Raw genomic sequence first — 19,148 nt, 5'->3', positions numbered from 1 at the left:
ACCAGTGTGGAGGAATGATGGCACGACATGTTGAACGCGGCGGTCTGCAGGTTGACGCCGAGCTGGCGGAGTTCCTCGAGGCGGAGGTGCTGACACCGCTGACGCTCGATACGGAGCGGTTCTGGAGCGGTTTCGCGGCTCTGGCGCACCGTTTCGCACCGCGCAACCGCGCGCTCCTCGCGGAGCGCGAGCGGCTTCAGCAGCGGATCGATGCATGGCACGAGGAGCGGCGCGGGCAGCCGCACGATCCGGTCGCCTTCGAGGCTTTTCTGCGGGCCATCGGCTACCTCGTCCCGGAACCGGCCCCCTTCACGATCGGCACGGCGAACGTCGATGCCGAAATCGCGACCATGGCCGGGCCGCAGCTGGTCGTGCCGGTCCTCAATGCGCGGTTTCTCCTCAACGCCGTCAACGCGCGCTGGGGCAGCCTGTATGACGCGCTCTACGGCACCGATGTGCTGGATGCGCCGCCGCCGCGTCCGGGCGGCTATGACGAGGCGCGCGGCGAGGCGGTCATCGCTGCGGCCCGCGCCTTTCTCGACGAGGCGGTGCCGCTCTCCAGCGGAAGCTGGGCGGAGCTGGAGGCGCTCGAGCCGCTGCCGCTGGCCGATCCGGCCCAGTTCGCCGGCCGCACGGATCGCGGGCTGTTGCTGCGGAACAACGGCCTCGGCATCGAGCTGGTGGTGGACCCTGACCACCCGGTCGGGCGCGGCGACCGGCTCGGGCTGGCTGACGTGGTGCTGGAGGCGGCGCTCACGACCATTGTCGATTTCGAGGATTCCGTGGCGGCCGTCGACGCCGCCGACAAGCTCACGGGATACCGCAACTGGCTCGGGGTGATCCGCGGCGACCTGACCGACACCTTCGCGAAGAATGGCAGGACAGTCACCCGGCGGCTGGCCGGCGACAAGCGGGTCACCGCGCCGGACGGACAGGAGGTCATCCTGCCGGGACGCAGCCTGCTGTTCGTGCGCAATGTCGGCCATCTCATGACCTCTCCGGCCGTTCTGCTCGAGGACGGCAGCGAAATTCCCGAAGGGATCATGGATGCGGTCGTCACGTCCGCGATCGGCGCGCTGGGGCTGGCGGGGAAGGGGCGGTTCACCAACTCCCGCACCGGCTCGATCTACATCGTCAAGCCGAAGATGCACGGACCCGATGAATGCGCCTTCACCGGCGAGGTGTTCGATGCCGTGGAGGCGCTGCTTGGCCTGGCGCCGAACACGGTGAAGGTCGGCGTGATGGACGAGGAGCGGCGCACCTCCGCCAATCTGGCGGCGTGCATCCACGCCGTGCGCGACCGGATCGTGTTCATCAACACCGGGTTCCTCGACCGAACCGGGGACGAAATCCACACCTCGATGCGCGCCGGGCCGATGCTGCGCAAAGGGCAGATGAAGAGCAGTTCTTGGCTTCTTGCCTACGAGGCGCGCAATGTTGCGATCGGCCTTGCCTGCGGACTGTCGGGCCGCGCGCAGATCGGGAAGGGCATGTGGCCCGCGCCGGACATGATGCGCGCCATGGTGGAGCAGAAGATCGACCACCTGCGCGCGGGCGCGAACACGGCCTGGGTGCCCTCGCCGACGGCGGCAACGCTGCACGCCATGCACTATCACCGGGAGGACGTGTTCGCGATCCAGAAGGCGTTGGCACCGCCGCCCAACCTTCGCGACCTGCTGGCCATCCCCCTTGCCGCCCGCACGAACTGGTCCGGGGAGGAGATCCGCGAGGAACTCGACAACAACTGCCAGGGGCTGCTGGGCTATGTCGTGCGCTGGATCGACGCGGGCGTCGGCTGCTCCAAGGTGCCGGACATCAACGATGTCGGTCTGATGGAGGATCGCGCGACGCTGCGGATCTCGTCACAGCACATCGCCAACTGGCTGCTGCACGGGGTGATCACGCCTGAGGAGGTGATGGATTCGCTGAGGCGGATGGCGGGGAAGGTCGATGCGCAGAATGCGGGCGACCCGGCCTATGTGCCGCTGCTTGCCAATCCGGATGGGCCGGCCTTTCGCGCGGCGTGCGATCTGGTGTTCAAGGGCGTCGAACAGCCGTCGGGCTACACCGAGCCGTTGCTCCACCACTGGCGCCGGCAGGCGAAGGAGGCGGCGCCGGGCGAGTTCGCCGCCTGATCCGGCGCCCACATGACAGCGACCGCCGCGGCGCTCCGCGGCGGTGCCTGCTCACTTGAACTCCGGCGATCAGGCGAACGCGATCCGTGCGCGCGTCCGCCGGCGGCTCGAACGCAGCGAGGCGCCGATGCCGAACATGCCGAGCAGCATCATCGCCCAGGTCGACGGCTCGGGCACCGCAGCGGTCAGGCTCTGCACGCCGCCGAGACGCAGCTGCTGGAACGAATCGATTCCGGTGCTGCCCGGATTGGCGACGAACCCGGCGCCGGTGAAGATTTCGCCGTTGGTCGCCGAGATGCCGATGAAGTTGTTGCCATTGGTGCTGATCGTGCGCGTCTGCTGACCCAGCTGCGGCGTGAAATAGGTGATGAAGACGCTGGTCGCTTCGTTCGGCCTGTTGCCGGGCAGGGGCGACAGGTTGAACACCGCCGAGGTGAAGCCGAAGCCCTGCTGCAGCGTGAAGGTGAGGCTGTTGAGCAGACCGTCGGCGGCGCCGACGCTCGCCTGCCCATTGGCGTTTGCAGTCAGCACGTCGGTCCCGCTGGTGAACGTCACGCCCACCTGCGACTGATTGGTGGTGCCGGTCACCACGCCGTTGACGACCGACCGGATGAGGACGTTTTCGTCCGTCGGGGCGCAATTTGCACCGCTGCACAGCACCACGGCCGCCGACGCCGGCACCGCGCCAGCCGCCAGCACGGCGCCGACCAGCGCCACAGCAATATTTCTCATGATATCCCCCCAGTGCGAACGAAGCGCGACCCTCGAAGCACGACCCCAGTAGGGGCATACCTTAGCCACTTGCGCGCAGAAGGCAAATCCGCGGCCGCATGCATGCGCCAGATCGGGACAGTTCTGCCGTCAGGGCGGTGCATCCGCCGGCGCCGAGGCGCTGCCGAGCCTGCCGGCGATGGCGACGAAATCGGCGACCGCCAGCGTTTCCGCGCGCCGCTGCGGGTCGATGCCGAGTTGATCGAGCGCCTCGAGCGCGCCGGGAATTTCCCGCAGACTTTGCCGCAGCATCTTGCGCCGCTGGCCGAACGCGGCCGCGGTCACGCGCTCCAGCGTCGCTGCCGAAACGCCCGCGGGGGCGGGCGTTGGCACGACATGCACGATCGCGCTCATGACCTTGGGCGGCGGGGTGAAGGCGCTGCGGTGGACCCTGAGCGCGAGCCGGGGCTGGCTGCGCCACTGCGCCAGCACTGCCAGCCGGCCGTAGGCGGGGGTTCCCGGCGCGGCGACGATGCGCTCGGCGACCTCCTGCTGGAACATGAGGGTGAGGGACGTCCACCGCGGCGGCCAGGCGTCGCCGCCGAGCCAGCGGGTGAACAGCGCCGTGCCGACATTGTAGGGCAGGTTCGCGACGACTGCGTAGGGTCCGCCCATCAACGCGTCATGGTCGACGCGCAGCGCGTCTCCGGCAACCACCCTCAAGGCGCCGGGAAAGGCGGCGTCGAGTTCCGCCAGCGCCGGCAGACAGCGGGGATCCGCCTCGATGGCCGTCACCCGCGCGCCCGCGCGCAGCAGGGCGCGGGTCAATCCGCCCGGTCCGGGGCCGATCTCCAGCACGGCCTGATCACGCAACTCGCCGGGAATGGCGGCGATGCGGGACAGAAGCTGCTCGTCGAGCAGGAAATTCTGTCCGAGCGCCTTGGACGCGGAAAGGCCGTGGCGGGCGATGACTGTCCGCAGCGGCGGCAGCTCAGCCATGCTGGCGCCGCCGGCCGGCACAGTCGGCGGCCATCCGCAACGCCGCCGCCATGGCGCCCGGGTCCGCCATCCCGCGCCCGGCAATGTCGAACGCGGTGCCATGGTCGGGCGAGGTCCGCACGATCGGCAGTCCCAGGGTGACATTGACCCCCTCATCGAAATCGAGCGCCTTGAGCGGGATCAGAGCCTGGTCGTGATACATGCACACGGCGGCGTCATAGCCGCGCCGGGCGCGCGGCGTGAACAGCGCATCGGCGGGATGCGGGCCGGTGACGTCCATGCCGCTGTCCCGCAGCCGTGCGATGGCGGGACGGATGATGTCGCGCTCTTCGGAGCCGAACGTCCCGTCCTCGCCGGCATGGGGATTGAGGGCGGCCACTGCAAGGCGCGGGGCGGCGATGCCGAAATCATGCCGCAGTCCATGAGCGACGATGCGCGCGCAAGTCTCGATCCGCGCTGCCGAGAGGTGGGCGGGGACGCTTGACAGGGCGATGTGAACGGTCACCGGAACCGTGCGCAGGTTCGGCCCGGCCAGCATCATGACCGCCCGCGCCGGTTCGACTCCGCAGGCGGAAGCGAGAAATTCCGTCTGGCCCGGATGCACGAAGCCGACCGCCGCCAGTCCTGCCTTGCTGACGGGTGCGGTGACAAGGCCGTCGACGCGGCCGGCAAGGGCGAGGCGGGCGGCGCTCTCCAGCGACGCAAGCGCAAGACGCGCGCCGGCCGCGTCGGGCCGCCCCGGCTTCGTTCCAGGGTCGCCGGTTCCGAGCGGCAGCACGGGAATGCCGTCCGCGATGGCGGCACGCGCTTCTTCGGCCGAGTCCACCACTCGGACAGGAGCGGCACTGCCCAGCGAGCGGGCGGCTGCCGCGAGGATGCCGGCTCCGCCCACGACCACGAACGACGGCAGGCGACGCTCCCGGCGCTGCTCCCAGCAGCGCACGATCAGTTCCGGCCCGATCCCCGCCGGATCGCCGAGGGACACCGCCAGCAGGGGCGGCGCTGATGGCGCCGCGGCGATCAGTTGTACTCGATGAAGGCGTCGTTGCGCAGGTCGCGCAGGTAACGCTGCGCCCGCTTGTTGATGCGATCCTCCTCGAGCCGCGCCATCACCGCGTTGAAGTCGGGCGTGCTGCCGGTCTCGGGATCGTCACGGCCGCACAGCATCAGCACGCGCACGCCGTCCTCGAGATTGCCGAACGGCGGAGTGACCTGGCCGATCTGCATGCCGAGCAGGACCGGCTGCAGCTGCTCGGGCAGGTCGCGGGCGCGCACCTCGTCGTTCGACACGACGGTCGCGCCAAGCGCCGCCGCGGCCTGCTCGGCGTCGCCGCAGCCGCGGATCCGCTGCACGCCTTCTGCAAAGGCCTGCACCCGCCCCTGCGCCTGCTGCTGGGTCATGCCCGGCTGGAAAGTGATGCTGATCTGCTTGAGCGCGAGGACCGCGTCGCGGGGATCGGCGGTCAGCACCTGGCGCTTGTCGATGAGGTAGAGCACCGAATAGCCGCCGGGAACGGCAATCGGACCGGCCAGCTGGCCCGGCTGCATCGCGCGTGCCGCGTCGGCCAGCGCGGCGGGCAGCTGCGGCAGACGCACGAAGCCCAGATCGCCGCCCACGACGGCCGTCGATGCCTGCGAGTACTGGCGCGCGTAGGCGACGAAGCTGCCCCCCTGGCGCAGCTGCTCCATGATCTGGCGCAGCTGCTGCTGCACCTGGACCGCGTTCTCGGGAGTGGCTGCCAGATAGATTTCGCCCAGCCGGTACTCCTCCGTTCCGCGAGCGGCCTCGAGCCGCTGCAGCACGTCGTTCACTTCCTCGGCGGACACGTTGACGAAGGGCGACACGTTGCGGCCGACGATCGCCTGCCACGCAAGCTCGCCCTCGATCTGCCGCTTCAGCGAGTTCGGCGACGACCCGATGGAACGCAGGTACTCGTCCATGGCGGCCGGGTTCTGGCCGAAGTTCTGCACGGCGACACGGTTGTAGGTCTGTTCGATCCGCTCGCGCGTGACCGGCAGTTCCTGCCGCCGCGCCGCCTGGATCTGCAGCGTCTCGTCGATGAGGTTGCGTAGCACCTGCTGGCGCAGACGGGCCAGCTCGTCGGGCTGCACCTGGGTCTGGGATGCGGCCACCACCAGCGCCACCCGCTGGTCGACATCGGTGCCGGTGATGATCTCGCCGTTCACCTTGGCGTTCGCCACCCTGAGATTGGGATCGTTGGCGCGCAGCAGCGCCACCTCGTCGGGCAGGCCGAAGGCGTTTGTCGAAGACTGACCGGTGCGGCCCTGTTCCTGCGGCTGCTCCTGCGCGGTCACGAGCGAGGCGCCGCCCAACCCGAGGAGCGCACTTCCTGCCAGCAGAAAGGCTGTCAAACGTTGCATGCTTCGCTTCACCCCTAGCTCAAATTGCCCACCGCCACCCTTGGGAGGCGCGCCGTGCGCAGCGTCATGACGCATTGCCATGGAAACCGGCGGCTGAACGCAAGCTGATTGTCGCCGGCCGCGGCCGCGCACTATACGCCGCCCGCGCCGGGCGTGGAAGGGGCTCAGCGGCGGAAGCCGATGTTGCGCAGGGCAAAGGTGAACTGGAACGTGTCGCCGCGCCGCGCATCGCCGGCCGTGACATAGTCGCGCCGCCATGTGACGCCCATTTCGAGGCAGTCGTCGCTGTACGCCACGCCGAGCCGGGTCCGGATCGGCTGGAAACCGTCGGAGGTCTGGAGCGGATCCTCGGCGGCGTCGGTCAGGTTGATGTTGCCCGACGCGAACACCGACCAGTAACGGCGGAAGGTCGTGCGCGCGGCAAAGCGGACTTCCTCGCGGTCCTGCAGGTCCTCGATGGTGTCGTCGATGTCGCGGTTCAGCCGCAGATAGCCGATCTCGACATAGCGTTCCGCCGTGCCGAAGGCCGCGTCAAGTTCGTTGCGCCTGAGGACGAGGCTGTCCTTGTCGATGCGGAAGCGGTGGGTGAAGGTGAGCCGGTCGCGCAGCCGCACCTGCGTGCGGCCGACGAAATCGGACACGCGCTCGCTGATGCCCGTGCCGTCGATCAGGAAGTCACGGCTCCCCGACAGGCGCAGCGACTGCCCCACATTGGCGCGTACCAGCAGGCCGGGGCGGTTGAAGCGCCAGTCCACACCGTAGACCAGCCGGACGCCATCCTCGATGCGGTCGTAGCCCGGAAAACGGTTGAGCGCGAAGAGGTTGGAATCCTCGAGGTCGAAGGCGCGCGCGTCCTCGTTCGGCACGGCGAGATTGCGGATCGGCGGAGAGGCGACAAGCTGGACCCGGGGGTTGACCACCTGCGTTCCGCCGAACGCGGGGCCGACGAGCGGCCATTCAAGATCGACGGCCGCCGTCCCGATCAGCCGCGCCTGCCAGCCCGGCGTGCCGCGATAGGCCGCCGTGTCGGTCAGAAGCGTGTCGGCGGTGTGGTAGACATCGCCGCGGCCGAGCGCCGTGAGCGACAGGATCTGGCCCAGCGGCGTCAGAGAGCGCAGCTGCCACGTCGCCGAGGCAAAGGCGCGCTGCGTGTCCTGGCCGCTGGTCCGCACGATGGACAGCGAATTGAGCTGAAGGTCGATGGTCCCGCCCGCCAGCGGATCGGCGAGACGCCGCCGGTAGTCGACGACGGGCAGGGCAATCGGCTGCTGCCCCTGCTCGACGTTGAGCCGCAGGGTCTGCGTCGCCCATCCGGCCACGGAGAGGTAGGAGGAGGCGTCGATCCGCTCCAGCTCCACCACCGATCGCAGCCGGTCTTCGCGGCTGATGTCGTAGCGGCGCAGGAAAGTCCGGTCGCTCGCGAGGCGCACGGAGCCGGTCAGGCTCCACAGCGGGTCAAACTGCAACCGGCCGTTGGTGAACACGTAGCCGCGAATGTCGCTCTGCGCGGTTGGCTCACCCGGCCCGACGCCGATCCGCCGGCTGCCGGTGAGATAGCCGGTCACCTGGTAGGCGCCGAGTTCGGTCAGGTGCCGCCACTGGCCCGAGATCATCGGCGGCGCGCCGGTGAAGAGCGTCGCGGTGGCGGTTACATCCCGGTTGGGCGCCAGACGCCAGTAGTAGGAGCCGCTCAGTTCGATGCCGTTGTTGCGCGAGATCCGCACGTCGGGAAGCAGAATACCGCTTGCCGCCGATCCGTCGGTGCGCAGCGACAGGCCCGGCAGGGGCAGGATGCGGCGGCCGAACAGTTCAAAGGTCGCGCCGCGGAACCGCACCCGCTCGGTCACGGGATCGTATGTCACCGAGTCGGCGGTGATCCGCCAAGTGGGGCAGCGGTCCGCACCCTCGCCATCCACGACCGCGCAGCTCGAATAGGCGGCGCGCTCCAGCACGAGGGTCCCGTCGGCAAGGCGCGTGGCGCTCGCCGCAGCGATGCGCCCGCCTTGGCTGAGCGCCAGCAGCAGGTTGTCGATCGTGCCGGCGTCGAACGCATCGGTCAGGGCGATGCTGTCGGCGAACAGCTGGTTGCCGTTCTCGTCGACGAGCAGCACCTCTCCCTCGGCGTTGATGGCGCCGGTGGTCCGGTTCCAGACGACCCGCGCCGACCGGACCGAGCGCCCCCCGGACTCAAGGAACACATCGCCGATGGCAATCACCGTGTCGGTGTCGGCAAGATACTGCACCTGATTGGCGGAGAAGGTGATGACCGCGTCCGCGCTCCCCGGTGCGGGAGTGGCCGGCCCGCCGGTCGTCTCCTGCACACCCTGTGCGGCGGGGGAGGGCGCATCCTGTTCCTGCGGGGCCGGCTGTTCGCGTTCCGCTGCCCGGGGCTGCAACGCCTCTCGGCCGGTCACGGCGTCCTGCGCCCGCGCCTGTCCGGGAACGATCAACCCCGTCAGGCAGGCACCTGTCAGCAGCAGCGCGAGTCGTCGGTGCAGCCGATGGAGCGCCGGCTTGCCTAACGCCGCGCCGGCGCCTACCTCGCCAGCCCTGAGCGGACGCCGCCCATCACAGCGCGCGGAGGAAGCGGTTACGGCCACCGACCCGTGCCTGTCTTCCGCCGGGACACAAAGACGGAGCTACCATGGACTTTCACTTCACTGCGGACCTTCCATCGGGCGCGCGGCTTGTTGCCTATCCGGTGCGCCAAGGCAAGCTGCCAGACACGATCGGCCGGGTGTCGCGCGAGGGCGCTGCGGCGAGCCGCTTCGACGGCGCTGCCGGGCAGGTGTTCGCCGGGTTCGAGGAAGTCGAGGGCGAGGTGCGGCAGATCGCGCTGGCGGGCCTTGGCGCCGAGGGGAGCGAGCCGGAGGCCGTGGCCGCCGAAAAGGCGGGCGGGGCGCTGTGCGCCCGTTACCTGTGCTCGGGCCAGACGGAACTGGCCCTCGACCTGCGGGACAGCGGGCTTGGGGCGGAGGAGGCCGCCGCGCTGCTGCTCGGGCTGCGCCTGCGGGCGTGGCGGCTCGACACCTACCGCACCCGGCTGAAGGACGAGGCGCGGCCGACGCTCGACCACATAACGGTCGTCGGCGCGCCGTCCGGCACCGAGGATGCCTGGACCCGCGCTGCCGCCGTCGCGCAAGGGGTGGAGTTCGCGCGCGAACTGGTCGCGGAGCCGGCCAATGTCATCTATCCCGAAAGCTTCGTGGAACGGTGCCGTGACAGGTTCGAAGGCACGGGCGTGCAGCTCACCGTTCTCGACGACGAGCAGATGCGGATGCTGGGCATGGGCGCGCTGCTTGGCGTCGGACAGGGTTCGGCACGTGCGTCGCGGCTGCTGGCCGTGCGCTGGGATGGCGGCGCTGCCGACGCGGCGCCCACGGCCCTTGTCGGCAAGGGCGTCACCTTCGACACCGGCGGCATCTCCATCAAACCGGGCGCCGGCATGGAGGACATGAAGTGGGACATGGGCGGCGCGGCGGCCGTGGTCGGTGCCATGCTGACACTGGCGCTGCGCAAGGCGCGCGCGAATGTCGTCGGCGTCGTCGGGCTGGTCGAGAACATGCCCGACGGCAAGGCCCAGCGGCCGGGTGACGTGGTCACGTCTATGAACGGCCAGACCATCGAGGTCATCAACACCGATGCCGAGGGCCGGCTGGTGCTGGCGGACGTGATGCACTGGACCCAGACCGAGTTCAAGCCCGCGCGCATGGTCGATTTCGCCACCCTCACGGGCGCCATGATCATCGCGCTTGGCCATGAACATGGCGGGCTGTTTTCCAATGACGACACGCTGGCGCAGCAGCTGCTGGCGGCCGGCAGCGCCTCGGGCGACAAATTGTGGCGCTTCCCGCTGTCGCCAGCCTACGACAAGCTCATCGACTCGCCCATCGCCGACATCAAGAACGTCGGACCGCGCCAGGCCGGATCGATCACTGCGGCCCAGTTCCTCCAGCGCTTCGTGCTGAACGGCACTCCGTGGGCGCATTGCGACATCGCCGGCATGGTGTGGGCGGACAAGCCCGGCGCGACCTACGACAAGGGCGCCACGGGCTACGGGGTGCGCCTGATCGACCGCTTCATCGCCGACACGGGCGAGGGCTGAGGCAGAGGCTCCGCCAGTGCCGCGCATGGTGCGCAAGGGCGACCTGCCCCGCAAGCTGTGCGCCACCTGCGGACTGCCGTTCGCCTGGCGCAGGAAATGGGCGCGCGACTGGGACCAGGTGCGGCACTGCTCGGACCGGTGCCGCCGCACGCGCACCGCCGCGCCGCCGGCGAGCACCTGAGCGCGGCCGGGCGATGCAGGTCGATTTCTATCAGCTGAGCCGCGATCCGGTGGAAGCGGTCGTCCCGCGCCTTGCGGCCAAGGTGCTGGACTCGGGCGAACGGCTGCTCGTGGTGGCGCGCGGGACCGAACAACTCGACACGCTGTCGCAGGCCCTGTGGGAGGATCCGGGGTTTCTTGCCCACGGGCTGGAAGGCACGCCGCAAGCCGCCCGTCAGCCGATCCTGCTGTCGACGGCATGCGCGCCGGCCAACGGCGCCCGCATCGCCCTGCTTGCCGACGGGGTGTGGCGGGAGGAGGCCCAGGGCTTTGCGCGCACCATGCTCCTCTTCGACGCCGCGCAGACCGAGCCGGCGCGGACGCTCTGGCGGCGGCTGAGCACCGGCGGCACGGCGACGCTGAGGATTTTCAAGCAGACGCCGGTTGGGGGCTGGCGCGCCGGGCCCTGACACCGGCGCCGCCGCCCGTGCGCGGGGTTGCCCCACCGGCGGTCCGCAGCTAGGGCGCGCGCCAAACTCTCCAGCAGCAAAGGACACCCCATGGCGGTCACCCGCACCTTCTCGATCATCAAGCCGGACGCCACGCGTCGCAACCTGACCGGCGCGGTCACCAAGATGCTGGAAGACGCGGGGCTGCGCGTGATCGCCAGCAAGCGGATCCGCATGACCCGCGAGCAGGCCGAAGGGTTCTATGCGGTGCATCGCGAACGGCCGTTCTTCGGCGAGTTGGTGTCCTTCATGATCAGCGGCCCCGTCGTCGTCCAGGTGCTCGAAGGGGAGGACGCGGTGAAGCGCAACCGCGACGTCATGGGCGCCACCAACCCCGCCGACGCGGCCGAAGGCACGATCCGCAAGACGTTCGCCGAGTCGATCGAGGCCAATTCGGTGCACGGTTCGGACAGCGACGAAAACGCCGCAACCGAGATCGCCTACTTCTTCACCGAGGACGAGATCGTCGGCTGACCCTTCGTTCGGAGGCGTTCAAGCGTCTCCTCCTGCGGCGTGCGGCGCCGGTTTGCCGGCGTCCCGCGCGCATGATATCCTGCCGGCATGGGTGGGCTCAGCGATCGTTTCTGGAACGGCGCAGCCGCGCAGCTGGTCAACGCGATCATTGCCGCTGTGAACGCGCGCGATTTCGACGCGCTCGAACGCTACGCGACCGCGGATCTGCTCTTCTGCGACAGCCGCGGCGGACAGATTTCGGGCTTGGCACGGGTCATTGACTGGCTGCGCGACGTGATCGCCGCCGATCCGAGCTTTGCCTTGCAGGTCGATGCCGTCACCTCGTCCAACGGCTCGGCCCTGGTGACCGGAACGACGGTCAGCCGCTTCTTTCCCGAGGCGCGCCGCACCTTGTGGCGGCTCACCTTCTCGGGTGGACGGGTCAGCGAGTGGCGACGCTACTCCGCCGATCCCCTGCCGGTGCCGCCGCCGTTGACCGCACACTGACCGGCGGCGGCGAAATTCGCGCGTTGGCGGCGGTGTTCCCGATGCGCGCCTTGTGCCATGCGCGCTTGGGCATGGGCCATGGCCGTGTCGACCGGGGGCGTCCACGCTCGGCCGAGCGCGGCGTACACCCCGCGCATGGCCGCGCGCCAGTCCCTGTCGAGAAGCGCGAAGTCGACCACGACGCAGCGGTCGCCCAGCGCCGTGACGGCCGCGTCGAGGTGCCGTTCGCGCAGCGCCGTCTTGCGTTCCCACTCGGCGAGGATCCACGCGAAGTCAGCTGCGTCCGTCTGCGGCGCCATCTGCGCGGCGACGAGAGAGGCGGCGCTGTGCGCTGCCTCCGCCGGGTCGCGCCGGGCGATGACGAAGCGCGCCTCGGGGAAGGCTGTGCACAGGGCGGGGATCGCATCGGTGAACTCGGGCACCTTGAGCACGCGCGTCCGGCTCCTCGTTCCGTGGTGCTGCGCGTCGGTCCTCAGGATCCGGCCAAACTCGCGGTAAAGCGGGGCGGGATCGCGGTCTTCGCAGTCCCGCGTGAAGGACGGCACGTGCCATTGGGTGTAATAGGCGCTGCCACCCAGTGCCGATGCCAGCCAGCCAAGCTCCTCCTCGACCCCGGTGGCGGTCATCGGGTGCAGCACGTCGAGCCAGGGATTGAGCACGCGCGCCAGCCTCAGCGCCGCCGCGCCCTTCAGCGGGCGCAGGTCGGGGCGGAGCGGCACCGGGTTCCAGCTGTCGCAGAAGCGCGTCGCCGTGTGGGCGGGATCGGCGGCGAGCAACCGGTGCACGCGCGTCGTGCCCCCGCGCATCTGCCCAAGGACGATCAGCGGCGGCGCGATCTCTCCAATGGCATCGGCCGGGCGATGCCGCCACCACCGCCCCAGCGCGAGCCGCTGGCGCACCGTGCGGGCGAGCATGCCGGCGGCCACGGTGCGCCCGAGATTGTTGAGGCGCGCTTCGCTCTCGAGCGCACCGGCGAGCACCTCCAGCCGCGCGCGGAAGTCGGCCACGTCGGCCTCGTTGCGGCCGGACCGCTCGTCGTCAGGATGAAAGCCCTTGGCGCCGGCGGCGAAGATGGCCGCGGCCGACAGGTCCGGGCGCGCCGACCAGCCCCGCTGCCATGCGATGCCGAGCAGTTCGTTCAGGCGCTCCGCCGCGCGGGCACGGGCGAGCGGATGCGGGCGGGGCGGTGCGGCCATGCGTGCTTCAGCAGCCTTCGGCGCGGGCCGTGCCGACGAACCGGGCCAGCGCGCGCGGATAAAGCTGGTGTTCGGCGATGAGCACCCGGCGCGCGAGCGAATCCGCGGTGTCGCCGGGCAGCACCGCGACCCGCGCCTGGGCGATCACCTCGCCATCGTCGAGTTCGGCCGTCACCAGATGCACGCTGCACCCGGCCTCCCGGTCGCCTGCCGCCAGGGCGCGGGCGTGCGTGTCCAGCCCCTTGTAGAGCGGCAGCAGCGAAGGGTGAATGTTGAGGATGCGCCCGGCCCATGCGTCGACGAAGGCGGATCCGAGCACCCGCATGTATCCGGCGAGCGCGATCCAGCGTGCTCCGTGCCGTTCGGCCGCCTTGCCCATGGCCGCGTCGTGTTCGTGCCGGGTGAGGCCCCGATGGCTCAGCGCAAAGGTCGGCACCCCTTCGGCCGCGGCGAGGGCAAGGCCGGGTGCGGCGGGATTGTTGCTGGCGACGAGGGCGATCTCGTAGGGGCACGGTTCCATGCGGCTGGCATAGAGAAGCGCGGCCATGTTGCTGCCGGTGCCCGAGATGAACACCGCCACCGGCTCGCGCCGCGGGTCAGCCGGCATGCGCGGCCTGCCACGCGGCCCGCGCGCTCCAGGTGCCGGCGCCGCCCTGCACCGTGCAGCCGCGCTCGCCCTCCTCGACGGCGCCGATGACGTGTACAGTTTCTCCCGCCTCCCTCAGCGCCGCGGCGGTGTCCTCCACCAGCGAAGGCTGCACCATGACCACCATGCCGATGCCGCAATTGAAGGTGCGGGCCATCTCCTCGGGTTCGATGTTCCCCTGCCCCTGCAGAAACGCCATCAGGCGGGGCTGGGGCCAGCGGTCGGCGTCGATGCGCGCGTGGCACCCCGCGGGCAGCACGCGCGGGACGTTCTCCAGCAGACCGCCGCCGGTGATGTGGGCCAGTGCGTCGATCCGACCGGCCCGGATCTGGGGCAGCAGCGAGCCGACATAGATGCGCGTCGGCTCCAGCAGGACATCGCGAAGGATGCGGTCAGGTTCGAACAGCGCCGGCCGGTCCAGCCGCCAGCCATGGTCGGCCGCCAGCCTGCGCACCAGGGAGTAGCCGTTGGAATGCACCCCCGAACTGGCAAGACCGAGCAGCACATGGCCAGGAGCGACCCGGCCGCCGGTCAGCTGCTCGCCCCGTTCCACCGCGCCGACGCAGAACCCCGCCAGATCGTAGTCGCCGGGCGCATACATGCCGGGCATTTCCGCCGTCTCGCCGCCGATCAGGGCGCATCCGGCCTCCCGGCAACCGCGCGCGATGCCGGCCACCACCGCTTCGGCAACCTCCGGGTCGAGCTTGCCGCAGGCGAAGTAGTCGAGGAAGAAAAGCGGTTCGGCGCCCTGCACGATGAGATCGTTGACGCACATGGCGACGAGATCGATGCCGACGCCGTCATGCCGGCCATGGTCGATCGCCAGGCGCAGCTTGGTTCCCACGCCGTCGTTCGCGGCCACCAGCAGCGGGTCTGCATAGCCCGCCGCCCGCAGGTCGAAGAAGCCGCCGAAGCCGCCGAGATCGGCGTCGGCACCGGCGCGCGCGGTGGAGCGGGCGAGCGGCGCGATGCGGCGGACAAGGGCGTTGCCCGCGGCGACGGAGACGCCGGCACCGGCGTAGGTGTAGCGGGGAGGTGCGGAGGTCATGCCGGCCAGCCTTAGCGTTTCGCGCTTGGATTTCCATGCCGCATTGGGCAAAAGGCCGGCTCTGCCCATGACTGCCGTTTCCTCCTCCATCGCCGTCCCGAACCGCCGGCAGCGATCCGGTCCGGTGCTGCTGACGGGCGTCGCCGTGGCTGTTCTGCTCCTCGGCGCCACGCTCGCGGCCCAGGTCGGAGGCGAACGCGGCATCGCTCCGGTGGCGGCGACCACCGACATCCAGGTCAGCGGCATCGAGGTGAATGTGCAAGGGCCGAGCGCCGAGGAGGCGCGCGACAGCGCCTGGCGCGAGGCGCAGCGCAGGGCCTGGGAGAAGATCGGCGGACCGGCGATCTCCGACAGCCAGCTTCAGGGGCTGGTCTCCTCCATCGTCATTGAGCAGGAGCGGATCGGTCCCCGCCGCTACATCGCCCGCCTGACGGTGGTGTTCGACCGGCAGCGTGCCGGCGGACTGCTGGGGCAGGGCGGGCAAATGGCGAAGTCGCCGCCCATGCTCGTCATTCCGGTCACCCTGTCGGCCGGCACCGCCACCACGTTCGAACTGCGCAACGAGTGGCAACGCGCCTGGGCCGAGTTCCAGGCCGGAGGCAGCCGGATCGACTACGTCCGTCCTTCCGGTGCGGGCGGCGAATCGCTGCTCGTCAATTTCGGCCAGACCGACCGGCGCAGCCGGCTGTGGTGGCGCAACATCCTCGACCAGTTCTCCGCCTCCGGGGTGGTGATTCCGATCGCCCGGCTGCAGCACCGCTTTCCCGGCGGTCCGATCGACGGGGAATTCACCGCCCGGCACGGGCCGGACAACCGCTTCCTTGCCCGCTTCACCCTCACCGCGGAGACGCCCGAGGCGTTGCCGCAGATGCTGGCTGAGGCGGTCCGCCGTTTCGACGCCATCTTCACCCAGGCGCTTGCGCGCGGCGACCTCGGCGTGGACACGACCCTTGCGGCGGAAGGCGGACGGATGGATCCCGCGTTCGCACGTCTGGTCGAGATCGGCATGCAGGTGCGCGCCGGCGAACGGCAGCGCGCGGCCGCCGCGGCCCAGGCCGCTCGCCCGGTGCCGGTCGATGCCGGAGCGGCGGTGCCGGCGGGCGAAACGCCGGTCACCGCCCCCGCACCGTCCGCCACGCTCACGACGATCACGGTGCAGTTTGCAACGCCCGACGCAGCGAGCGTGGACGCCACCCTTGCAGCGGTGCGCGGGGTGAGCGGCGTGCGCGGCGCGTCCACGCGCAGTCTCGCCCTTGGCGGCACATCGGTCATGGTCGTCCAGTACGAGGGCGCCATCGGCGACCTAGCCGGCGCGCTGCGCGGGCGCGGGTTCACCGTCCAGCAGGGTGGATCGGCCCTGTCGATCAGCCGCTGACGGGTTGCAGCGCATGACGCAGCTGCTCCTGCCCCTCGACCCGGCGAGCGCCGGCGCCGGGGACGAGGCGGGAGTGCTCATCGGAACGGCCAACGCCGCTGCGGTCGAGGCACTCGCCCGGCCGCACAGCTGGCCCTACCGCACGGCGGTGCTGTCCGGTCCGCCGCGATCCGGCAAGACCCTGCTCGGCCGCTGGTTCGCCGCCGGAGTCCGGGCGGCGACCGTCATCGACGATGCACACCGGGAGGCCGAGCCTGTGCTCTTCCACGCGTGGAACAGGGCGCAGGAAGCCTCAGCGCCGCTGCTCCTCATCGCGGGAACAGAGCCATGGATGCCAGCCTTGCCCGACCTTTCCTCGCGGGTGCAGGCGGCGCTTGCGCTCAGCGTGGGCGAGCCGGACGATGCCCTGCTCACGGCGCTCCTGCGTCACCATGCACGCCTCCGGCGCCTTGTTCTGGACGAGAGCTTCGCTACCTATCTGGTGCCCCGGATGGTGCGATCATACGCCGTGGCGGAGCGGCTCGTGGCCGAGATTGACCGGCTGAGTCTGGAACTGAAGATTGCGCCGGGCCGTTCGGTGTGGCGCGCCGCGCTCGAGGCCGTCTGCGGACCGGCGCAGCGGGATTTGGCCTGACCGGCGGAGAGGACGAGGCGAACATGGCAAGTGCTTTCCTCTCCTATCTCGACTCCGTCCGCGCCCGCGACCCTGCCGCCCGTTCGCGGGCGGAAATCCTGCTGTATCCGGGCGTGCTGGCGCTTGGCCTCCATCGCGTCGCCCATGCCCTGTACCGGGCAAGGCTGTTCCTGCTTGCCCGCTTCGTCAACCATCTGTCGCGCATCCTCACCGCCATCGACATCCATCCCGGCGCGCGCATCGGACGCAATTTCTTCATCGACCATGGCTTCACCGTCATCGGCGAGACGGCGGAGATCGGCGACGACGTGACGATCTACCAGTGCGTGACGCTGGGCGGCACCAATCCGGCCAACGGGATCGGGGGCAAACGCCATCCGACGATCGGCAACGGCGTCATCATCGGCTCGGGGGCGCAGGTGATCGGGCCGATCACCGTCGGCGAGCGGGCGCGCATCGGCGCCAATGCCGTGGTGCTGGACGACGTACCGGCGGGGGCGACCATGATCGGGTTCAAGGCCCGTTCGACGCTTGTTCCCGTCGAGACGTACATGCGCGCCTTCATGCCCTATGGCACGCCCTGCGAGGCGCCGTGCGAGCCGTCATCCGCCCGTCTGGAGGCGCTGGAGCAGGAGGTGCACGCGCTTCGGGACGAGATCGCCGCGCTGCGGCGCGCAGGCGCGGACCAGCCGCGCAACGGCACCGGCCGCTGAACGTCGTGACGAACGACCCGGCGATCCTGTCCTTTCCCCAGCCGCGCCTCGGGCAGGTCGGCTTCACCCGGCAGGAACTCCAGCGGATCCTTGATCTGTACGGCCGGATGGTCGCGGCCGGGGAGTGGCGCGACTACGCGATGAACTTCGACCGCGACGCCGCGAGCTTCGCCGCCTTCCGCCGCACGGCCGAACGTCCTCAGGCGCGGGTGGAGAAGCGGCCCGCCAACCGCAACCGGCAGGGCATGTGGACGCTGTTCGGCGAGCACGGTCAGGTGCTGAAGCGCGGGCATGAGCTGCCCGGCGTGCTGGCGCCGGTGGAGCGTAGGCTGGTCAAGCTGGTCGACGGCTAGGCGGGCAGCGCCGGTGCCGCTCGCATGACGGGCATCGCGGGCGGGACGCGCTCCTGCCAGGCCGCGGGCAAGCCCATCACCAGCCGTGAGCGCAGCGAGGTCCAGAACGCCGACAGCATCAGCAGCGCCGAGCCGATCACCAGCGCGGTCAGCGCGACGTTCAGCTCGACCGCGCCGAAGCGGTCGAACAGGAAGCCGAGCGCCGCCAGGACATAGGCCAGCGCCGAGACCAGCAGCGCCCGCCGGTCGATGACGAGGGCGACCAGCCCGAACAGCACATAGATCGCCACGACCACCAAGGCCGCGCCGACGCCGACCTCGTCGCCGCCATCCATGATGCCGAGCGAGTAGAAGATCGGGTGCGCGATCATTGGCGCGGCCAGCAGGTGCAGCCAGAAGGCGACGTCGCTGCGCCGCGTCGTGCGCGCCCGGTCGGACATGTCCCAGCGCATGGCGAAGGCGAAGATGGCGAGGCCGGCGAGGAACACGAGCCACAGGATCATGGTGCCGGTATCCTCCACGCCCGCCGCTTTGAGCACGCCGGCGATCAGCGACAGCACGGTCAGCGCGAGAGCGCCGACCCCTGCCGCAACCGTGATCGGCACCATGAAGCGCCGCCAGTGCAGCCAGGCCGCGCCGGCGGCAACCAGCCCCGCACCGGAGATCATCAGCGCTCCGGTCGTCTCGTTCGCGCTCCGGTTCAGCACGTCGCCCACGCCGGAGAATGCCGCGAACACGCCGCCGACAAAAGCCAGCAGCAGCAGGATGGACGGCAGCGCCATCCGCCGCCTTCGCGTAAACACCTCCGCCAGCGGCCAGGCGGTCGCGGCAACCAGCAGGCCGGAAAACAGCCGGCTCATTGCGGATCTGTAGGCATTCTGCCGCGCCCACGCGTCCATCGCGGCGTTGTTGACCTGAGCATCGACGGGGAAGACCGGTTCCGGTGCAAACGCGCCCGCCAGCGCCTGCCCGATCGCGCCCGCCGCCACCAGCATGATGACGATGGCGATGGCCACGAAGATGTCGTTGAAGCTGTTGACGAGGCGGAATCCTTCCTCGTCGCTGCGCGGCATGGCGCGCACACGCGTCATGTGCGCGCGGAAGGCCGCGGCCGCATCGGGCGTCAACGCCCCTGCCGCCACGGCCGAATTGATGTCCTCTTCGCTGTACATGGCCTGCCCCCCGACACCTGTCCGGCGACAGGCTAGGCCAAGCGTATTATC

The 19,148-nt window shown here is 70.2% G+C and carries 19 protein-coding genes; 10 read left to right on the top strand and 9 right to left on the bottom strand.

Going from position 1 to position 19,148, the window contains the following annotated elements; translation table 11 throughout:
- The first annotated feature begins 17 nt into the window (after window positions 1-17).
- Complete coding sequence (locus ETO60_RS01000) at window positions 18-2,135, top strand: malate synthase G (protein WP_130001950.1); 2,118 nt, start codon at window positions 18-20, stop codon at window positions 2,133-2,135.
- A 69-nt stretch (window positions 2,136-2,204) separates the two neighbouring features.
- Here the strand turns inward: ETO60_RS01000 and ETO60_RS00995 are convergent, their stop codons facing one another.
- From ETO60_RS00995 to ETO60_RS00975, 5 genes are all read right to left on the bottom strand, one after another.
- A complete protein-coding gene (locus tag ETO60_RS00995) occupies window positions 2,205-2,867 on the bottom strand; it encodes a PEPxxWA-CTERM sorting domain-containing protein (protein WP_130001948.1) in 663 nt (220 codons plus the stop codon).
- 129 nt (window positions 2,868-2,996) lie between these two features.
- Window positions 2,997-3,845: a 16S rRNA (adenine(1518)-N(6)/adenine(1519)-N(6))-dimethyltransferase RsmA gene (rsmA, locus tag ETO60_RS00990; RefSeq protein WP_130001946.1), complete on the bottom strand. Its 849-nt coding sequence runs from the start codon at window positions 3,843-3,845 to the stop codon at window positions 2,997-2,999.
- A complete protein-coding gene (gene pdxA / locus ETO60_RS00985) occupies window positions 3,838-4,836 on the bottom strand; it encodes a 4-hydroxythreonine-4-phosphate dehydrogenase PdxA (RefSeq protein ID WP_234026310.1) in 999 nt (332 codons plus the stop codon). The genes rsmA and pdxA overlap by 8 nt, the downstream gene beginning before the upstream one ends.
- Window positions 4,837-4,865: 29 nt before the next feature.
- The gene (locus ETO60_RS00980; protein WP_130001942.1) at window positions 4,866-6,227 is read right to left on the bottom strand and encodes a peptidylprolyl isomerase; all 1,362 of its coding nucleotides are present in this window, start codon (window positions 6,225-6,227) and stop codon (window positions 4,866-4,868) included.
- Window positions 6,228-6,391: 164 nt separating this feature from the next.
- Window positions 6,392-8,677 carry an LPS-assembly protein LptD gene (locus ETO60_RS00975; protein WP_234026249.1) on the bottom strand — a complete coding sequence of 762 codons (2,286 nt, stop codon included), beginning with the start codon at window positions 8,675-8,677 and terminating at the stop codon, window positions 6,392-6,394.
- Between the two features lie 194 nt (window positions 8,678-8,871).
- Here ETO60_RS00975 and ETO60_RS00970 point away from each other — a divergent pair, with 194 nt between their 5' ends.
- The 5 genes from ETO60_RS00970 (at window position 8,872) to ETO60_RS00950 (ending at window position 11,960) form a co-directional block, all read left to right on the top strand.
- A complete protein-coding gene (locus ETO60_RS00970) occupies window positions 8,872-10,332 on the top strand; it encodes a leucyl aminopeptidase (RefSeq protein WP_130001940.1) in 1,461 nt (486 codons plus the stop codon).
- A 25-nt stretch (window positions 10,333-10,357) separates the two neighbouring features.
- Complete coding sequence (locus tag ETO60_RS00965) at window positions 10,358-10,513, top strand: DUF2256 domain-containing protein (protein WP_390612540.1); 156 nt, start codon at window positions 10,358-10,360, stop codon at window positions 10,511-10,513.
- Window positions 10,514-10,526: 13 nt separating this feature from the next.
- The gene (locus ETO60_RS00960; protein ID WP_130001937.1) at window positions 10,527-10,961 is read left to right on the top strand and encodes a DNA polymerase III subunit chi; all 435 of its coding nucleotides are present in this window, start codon (window positions 10,527-10,529) and stop codon (window positions 10,959-10,961) included.
- Window positions 10,962-11,051: 90 nt separating this feature from the next.
- On the top strand, window positions 11,052-11,474 hold the full coding sequence (gene ndk / locus ETO60_RS00955; RefSeq protein WP_130001935.1) for a nucleoside-diphosphate kinase: 423 nt from the start codon (window positions 11,052-11,054) through the stop codon (window positions 11,472-11,474).
- 87 nt (window positions 11,475-11,561) lie between these two features.
- Complete coding sequence (locus ETO60_RS00950; RefSeq protein WP_130001933.1) at window positions 11,562-11,960, top strand: nuclear transport factor 2 family protein; 399 nt, start codon at window positions 11,562-11,564, stop codon at window positions 11,958-11,960.
- Here ETO60_RS00950 and ETO60_RS00945 read toward each other — a convergent pair.
- Genes ETO60_RS00945 through purM form a run of 3 tightly spaced genes read right to left on the bottom strand, consistent with a single transcriptional unit; the run spans window position 11,912 to window position 14,850 of the window.
- Window positions 11,912-13,156 (bottom strand): sulfotransferase family protein, encoded by a 1,245-nt coding sequence (locus ETO60_RS00945; protein ID WP_130001931.1) that lies wholly within the window; start codon window positions 13,154-13,156, stop codon window positions 11,912-11,914. The two genes, ETO60_RS00950 and ETO60_RS00945, sit on opposite strands and share 49 nt — an antisense overlap.
- A gap of 7 nt (window positions 13,157-13,163) precedes the next feature.
- Window positions 13,164-13,763, bottom strand: coding sequence for a phosphoribosylglycinamide formyltransferase (gene purN, locus ETO60_RS00940; protein ID WP_130001929.1), 600 nt, complete (start codon window positions 13,761-13,763; stop codon window positions 13,164-13,166).
- Window positions 13,753-14,850: a phosphoribosylformylglycinamidine cyclo-ligase gene (gene purM / locus ETO60_RS00935; protein ID WP_130001927.1), complete on the bottom strand. Its 1,098-nt coding sequence runs from the start codon at window positions 14,848-14,850 to the stop codon at window positions 13,753-13,755. The genes purN and purM overlap by 11 nt, the downstream gene beginning before the upstream one ends.
- Window positions 14,851-14,917: 67 nt before the next feature.
- Between purM and ETO60_RS00930 the strand changes: the two genes are divergently transcribed.
- From ETO60_RS00930 to ETO60_RS00915, 4 genes are read left to right on the top strand one after another with little or no spacing between them, the layout of a single operon-like run.
- Window positions 14,918-16,225, top strand: a complete 1,308-nt coding sequence (locus tag ETO60_RS00930; RefSeq protein WP_130001925.1) for a heavy-metal-associated domain-containing protein — start codon at window positions 14,918-14,920, stop codon at window positions 16,223-16,225.
- 13 nt (window positions 16,226-16,238) lie between these two features.
- Window positions 16,239-16,859 (top strand): P-loop NTPase family protein, encoded by a 621-nt coding sequence (locus tag ETO60_RS00925; protein ID WP_130001922.1) that lies wholly within the window; start codon window positions 16,239-16,241, stop codon window positions 16,857-16,859.
- A 23-nt stretch (window positions 16,860-16,882) separates the two neighbouring features.
- Complete coding sequence (gene epsC / locus ETO60_RS00920; RefSeq protein ID WP_130001920.1) at window positions 16,883-17,572, top strand: serine O-acetyltransferase EpsC; 690 nt, start codon at window positions 16,883-16,885, stop codon at window positions 17,570-17,572.
- Window positions 17,573-17,577: 5 nt separating this feature from the next.
- The gene (locus tag ETO60_RS00915; protein ID WP_130001918.1) at window positions 17,578-17,925 is read left to right on the top strand and encodes a DUF2794 domain-containing protein; all 348 of its coding nucleotides are present in this window, start codon (window positions 17,578-17,580) and stop codon (window positions 17,923-17,925) included.
- Here the strand turns inward: ETO60_RS00915 and ETO60_RS00910 are convergent.
- A complete protein-coding gene (locus ETO60_RS00910; protein ID WP_130001916.1) occupies window positions 17,922-19,097 on the bottom strand; it encodes a hypothetical protein in 1,176 nt (391 codons plus the stop codon). The two genes, ETO60_RS00915 and ETO60_RS00910, sit on opposite strands and share 4 nt — an antisense overlap.
- Between the last annotated feature and the right edge of the window lie 51 nt (window positions 19,098-19,148).

The sequence above is a fragment of the Qipengyuania thermophila genome, from assembly GCF_004153605.1.
Lineage (GTDB): Bacteria > Pseudomonadota > Alphaproteobacteria > Sphingomonadales > Sphingomonadaceae > Qipengyuania_B > Qipengyuania_B thermophila.
The sequence above is the reverse complement of the archived record's forward strand: the minus strand, read 5'-3'. Positions and strand labels throughout refer to the sequence as shown.

What these genes read in the sequence shown, in the direction of transcription:
- ETO60_RS01000 (WP_130001950.1), top strand. Translation starts at nt 18, where the DNA reads ATGGCACGACATGTTGAACGCGGCGGTCTGCAGGTTGACGCCGAGCTG.
- ETO60_RS00995 (WP_130001948.1), bottom strand. Translation starts at nt 2,867, where the DNA reads ATGAGAAATATTGCTGTGGCGCTGGTCGGCGCCGTGCTGGCGGCTGGC.
- rsmA (WP_130001946.1), bottom strand. Translation starts at nt 3,845, where the DNA reads ATGGCTGAGCTGCCGCCGCTGCGGACAGTCATCGCCCGCCACGGCCTT.
- ETO60_RS00980 (WP_130001942.1), bottom strand. Translation starts at nt 6,227, where the DNA reads ATGCAACGTTTGACAGCCTTTCTGCTGGCAGGAAGTGCGCTCCTCGGG.
- ETO60_RS00970 (WP_130001940.1), top strand. Translation starts at nt 8,872, where the DNA reads ATGGACTTTCACTTCACTGCGGACCTTCCATCGGGCGCGCGGCTTGTT.
- ETO60_RS00965 (WP_390612540.1), top strand. Translation starts at nt 10,358, where the DNA reads ATGGTGCGCAAGGGCGACCTGCCCCGCAAGCTGTGCGCCACCTGCGGA.
- ETO60_RS00960 (WP_130001937.1), top strand. Translation starts at nt 10,527, where the DNA reads ATGCAGGTCGATTTCTATCAGCTGAGCCGCGATCCGGTGGAAGCGGTC.
- ndk (WP_130001935.1), top strand. Translation starts at nt 11,052, where the DNA reads ATGGCGGTCACCCGCACCTTCTCGATCATCAAGCCGGACGCCACGCGT.
- ETO60_RS00950 (WP_130001933.1), top strand. Translation starts at nt 11,562, where the DNA reads ATGGGTGGGCTCAGCGATCGTTTCTGGAACGGCGCAGCCGCGCAGCTG.
- ETO60_RS00945 (WP_130001931.1), bottom strand. Translation starts at nt 13,156, where the DNA reads ATGGCCGCACCGCCCCGCCCGCATCCGCTCGCCCGTGCCCGCGCGGCG.
- purN (WP_130001929.1), bottom strand. Translation starts at nt 13,763, where the DNA reads ATGCCGGCTGACCCGCGGCGCGAGCCGGTGGCGGTGTTCATCTCGGGC.
- purM (WP_130001927.1), bottom strand. Translation starts at nt 14,850, where the DNA reads ATGACCTCCGCACCTCCCCGCTACACCTACGCCGGTGCCGGCGTCTCC.
- ETO60_RS00930 (WP_130001925.1), top strand. Translation starts at nt 14,918, where the DNA reads ATGACTGCCGTTTCCTCCTCCATCGCCGTCCCGAACCGCCGGCAGCGA.
- ETO60_RS00925 (WP_130001922.1), top strand. Translation starts at nt 16,239, where the DNA reads ATGACGCAGCTGCTCCTGCCCCTCGACCCGGCGAGCGCCGGCGCCGGG.
- epsC (WP_130001920.1), top strand. Translation starts at nt 16,883, where the DNA reads ATGGCAAGTGCTTTCCTCTCCTATCTCGACTCCGTCCGCGCCCGCGAC.
- ETO60_RS00910 (WP_130001916.1), bottom strand. Translation starts at nt 19,097, where the DNA reads ATGTACAGCGAAGAGGACATCAATTCGGCCGTGGCGGCAGGGGCGTTG.